This window comes from Streptomyces sp. GbtcB7 (genome assembly GCF_019091445.1).
GTDB lineage: Bacteria > Actinomycetota > Actinomycetes > Streptomycetales > Streptomycetaceae > Streptomyces > Streptomyces mirabilis.
In genome coordinates this window covers 1-3,305 of the sequence record NZ_JAGXJM010000105.1, presented here as the reverse complement: position 1 = coordinate 3,305, position 3,305 = coordinate 1, and the positions used below count along the sequence as shown (strand labels likewise).

The following is a 3,305-nucleotide window of genomic DNA, read 5'->3' as shown; positions in this document are numbered from 1 at the left end:
AACCAGATCGAGCTGTTCACCGCCCTGCTGCTGTCCCTGCCCGGCTCGCCGATCCTCTACTACGGCGACGAGATCGGAATGGGCGACAACATCTGGCTCGGCGACCGCGACGCCGTGCGCACCCCGATGCAGTGGACGCCCGACCGTAACGCGGGCTTCTCCTCGTCGGATCCCGGCCGGCTGTTCCTGCCCACGATCATGGACCCCGTCTACGGCTACCAGGTGACGAACGTCGAGGCCTCCATGTCCTCGCCCTCGTCCCTGCTGCACTGGACCCGCCGCATGATCGAGATCCGCAAACAGAACCAGGCCTTCGGCCTCGGCTCCTACACGGAACTCCAGTCCTCCAACCCCGCGGTCATCGCGTTCCTGCGCGAGGCCCCCTCGACCGAGGGCAAAGAGGACGACCTCGTGCTGTGCGTGCACAACTTCTCCCGCTTCGCCCAGCCCACCGAACTGGACCTGCGGGCCTTCAACGGCCGCCACCCGGTCGAACTCATCGGCGGGGTGCGATTCCCGGCCATCGGAGAGCTGCCGTACTTGCTCACCCTCGCGGGCCACGGCTTCTACTGGTTCCGGCTCCGCAAGGACGCCGTCTGATCCAAGGACAGACTCCAGAACCCGGTCGGCGGGGCGGTTTCCTCCGTCCCGCCCTGGGCACGCATCAGTAACACCCCGACTCGCCCGGTCTCCGGGCCCCTGGGGAAAGGACGCGACGTCATGTCGGAAGCCGCAATCCACTCTGTCACGGCCCCCGTCGCACGCCCCGAGTTGCTCGCGTCGCTCGATCCGCTCCTACGGGAATGGCTGCCACGGCAGCGCTGGTTCGCGGGCAAGGGCCGTCCGGTGACCGGGTTCTCCCTGGTGACGGCCAACGAACTGCTGCCCTCGACGGCTCAGCTGGGCCTGCTCCACCTGCTGGTCCGGGCGCACCAGCCGCTCACCCCCGCCCAGGGAGCCGGCACCCAGCCCGGCGACTGCTACCAACTGCTCATCGGCGTACGCGAGGCACTCCCGCCGCACCTCGCGCCCGCGCTGATCGGGCACGTGGAGGAGGGACCACTGGCGGGACACACGGTCTACGAGGCACTGCACGACCCGCGCCCCGCCGGCGTACTCCTGGAGGCCCTGCGCACCCAGGCCCGCGTCGGCGAGCTGCGCTTCGAACGGGACCGACGCCAGGAGATACGGGGCGATCTGGTACCGCGCCTGATCACCGCGGAACAGTCCAACTCGTCCCTGGTCTTCGGAGATACGTTCATCCTGAAGCTGTTGCGTCGCGTCGTCCCGGGGGTGAACCCCGATCTGGAGCTGCCGCTGACGCTCGCCCGGGAGGGCTGCCCACGGGTGCCGGCACCGACGGCGTGGATGGCCGCCGACCTGGACGAGGAGACGTACGTCCTGGGAGTGCTGCAACCCTATGTCCAGGGCGCGGTGGACGGCTGGGAGCTGGCGCTGGGCGAACTGGCCAAGGAGAGCGAACCGGCCGAGGACGGCTGTCGCGGGGGCGAGGGCTTCACCGGGGAGGCGCGGGCGCTGGGCCGGGCCACCGCCGAGGTGCACACGGCCCTCGCCCGAGCCCTGCCCACGGTCACCCTGGGGCACGTGCAGATGGAACTGCTCGTCGACGGCATGACCGAGCGGCTGGCCACGGCAGCGCAGGCGGTGCCCGCGCTGCGACCGTACGCCGCCGGTCTGCGCACCGCCTTCGAGGCGCTGGCCGACCTGGCCTCCGAGGGGCAGACCTGGACCGCCCAACGCATACACGGGGATCTGCACCTCGGCCAGTGCCTGCGCGCGCCCTCCGGGGAGTGGTCGCTCATAGACTTCGAGGGCGAGCCCTCGAAACCGCTCGCCGAGCGCCGCATGCCCCAGCCGCCCCTGCGGGACATAGCGGGGATGCTCCGCTCCTTCGACTACGCGGCCCACGCCGTCCCCGGGGCCCTCGGCTCCGCTCCAGCAGGGGGCACCCCCGTTCCGTCGGTGCCCGACTGGGCCGACATCTGCCGGGCCGCGTACTGCGCCGGATACGCGGAGGTCGCCGGCCGCGACCCACGCGCCGATCCCGTACTCCTGCGCGCCTACGAGACGGACAAGGCGATCTACGAAGTCCTGTACGAGGCCCGGCACCGGCCCGACTGGCTGCCGGTACCGATGGCGGCGATACGCCGACTCGCCGCATCCCCCTGACCTTCCCCACCTCACCCCGCCGAGGAGGCCCTGCCCGTGACGCCCCGCCCCCCGTCCGACGACAGTCCGAAGAAGAACGGTGCCAAGAAGCCGGCTGCCGCCAAGAAGGCGGCGGTGAAGAAAGCGACGGTCGAGAAAGCGGCCGTCAAAAAGGTCGCTGCTCAGAAGCCCGCCGGGAGCAAGGCCGCGAAGGACGCGAAGGTCTCGACGGTCTCCAAGGTCTCGAAGAAGGGGGCCGCGGCGAGGGTTCCCGAACCGCGCGCTGCGGAGCCGAAGGGCGCCGAGCCCGTGGTCGGGGTTTCCGAGCCCGCCGTCGTCGACAGCGCTCCCGTCTTCGCCGGGGTCGATCCCGGTGACCGCGAGCGGCTGCTCTCCGGCACGCACCACGATCCGCACGGGGTGCTCGGCGCCCATCCGGTGCCCGGCGGTGTGGCCTTCCTGGCCTTCCGTCCGTACGCGCTCGGGGTGACCGTCGTGACGGACGACCTGCGGGCCGAGCTGCACGACGACGGGGACGGGTTCTTCTCGGCGCTGGTGCCGCTGCGCGCGGTCCCGGAGGCGTACCGGCTGCTCGTCGCGTACGAGGGGACGGTTCAGGACACCGAGGACGCGTACCGCTTCCTGCCCGCGCTGGGCGAGTTCGATCTCCATCTGCTCGGCGAGGGACGCCACGAGGAGCTGTGGCGCGCCCTGGGTGCGGAGCCGATGGTGCACCAGGGGGTGACCGGCACCCGTTTCACGGTCTGGGCGCCGAACGCGCGCGGTGTCCGTCTCGCCGGCACCTTCAACTTCTGGGACGGCACCGGGTTTCCGATGCGGTCGCTCGGCTCCTCCGGAGTGTGGGAGCTGTTCGTGCCGGCGATCGGCGAGGGCGAGCTCTACAAGTTCGAGATCACCCGCCCGGACGGCTCCCGCACCCTGCGGGCCGACCCGATGGCCCGGCGGACCGAGGTCCCGCCGCGCACGTCGTCGATCGTGCACGCCTCGCACCACGTGTGGACGGACGAGGAGTGGATGGCGGGGCGGGGCGCCCGTCCGGTGCACGAGGCACCGCTGTCCGTGTACGAGGTCCACCTGCCCTCCTGGCGCCCGGGCCTGACCTACCGCCAACTGGC

The 3,305-nt window shown here is 71.3% G+C and carries 2 protein-coding genes and 1 pseudogene; all 3 read left to right on the top strand.

All coding sequences use genetic code 11. From position 1 onward, the window contains the following. The coding region (locus KVT44_RS55305) for an alpha-glucosidase C-terminal domain-containing protein (protein ID WP_217576804.1) at window positions 1–600 on the top strand (600 nt) is incomplete at its 5' end. Between the two features lie 120 nt (window positions 601–720). Beyond that, on the top strand, window positions 721–2,190 hold the full coding sequence (locus KVT44_RS55300; protein ID WP_217576802.1) for a maltokinase: 1,470 nt from the start codon (window positions 721–723) through the stop codon (window positions 2,188–2,190). A gap of 36 nt (window positions 2,191–2,226) precedes the next feature. Next, window positions 2,227–3,305 (top strand): annotated as a pseudogene (locus KVT44_RS55295) (1,4-alpha-glucan branching enzyme); the annotation flags it as partial.

Coding starts and splice junctions, on each gene's coding strand:
- KVT44_RS55300 (WP_217576802.1), top strand. CDS start 721: ATGTCGGAAGCCGCAATCCACTCTGTCACGGCCCCCGTCGCACGCCCC.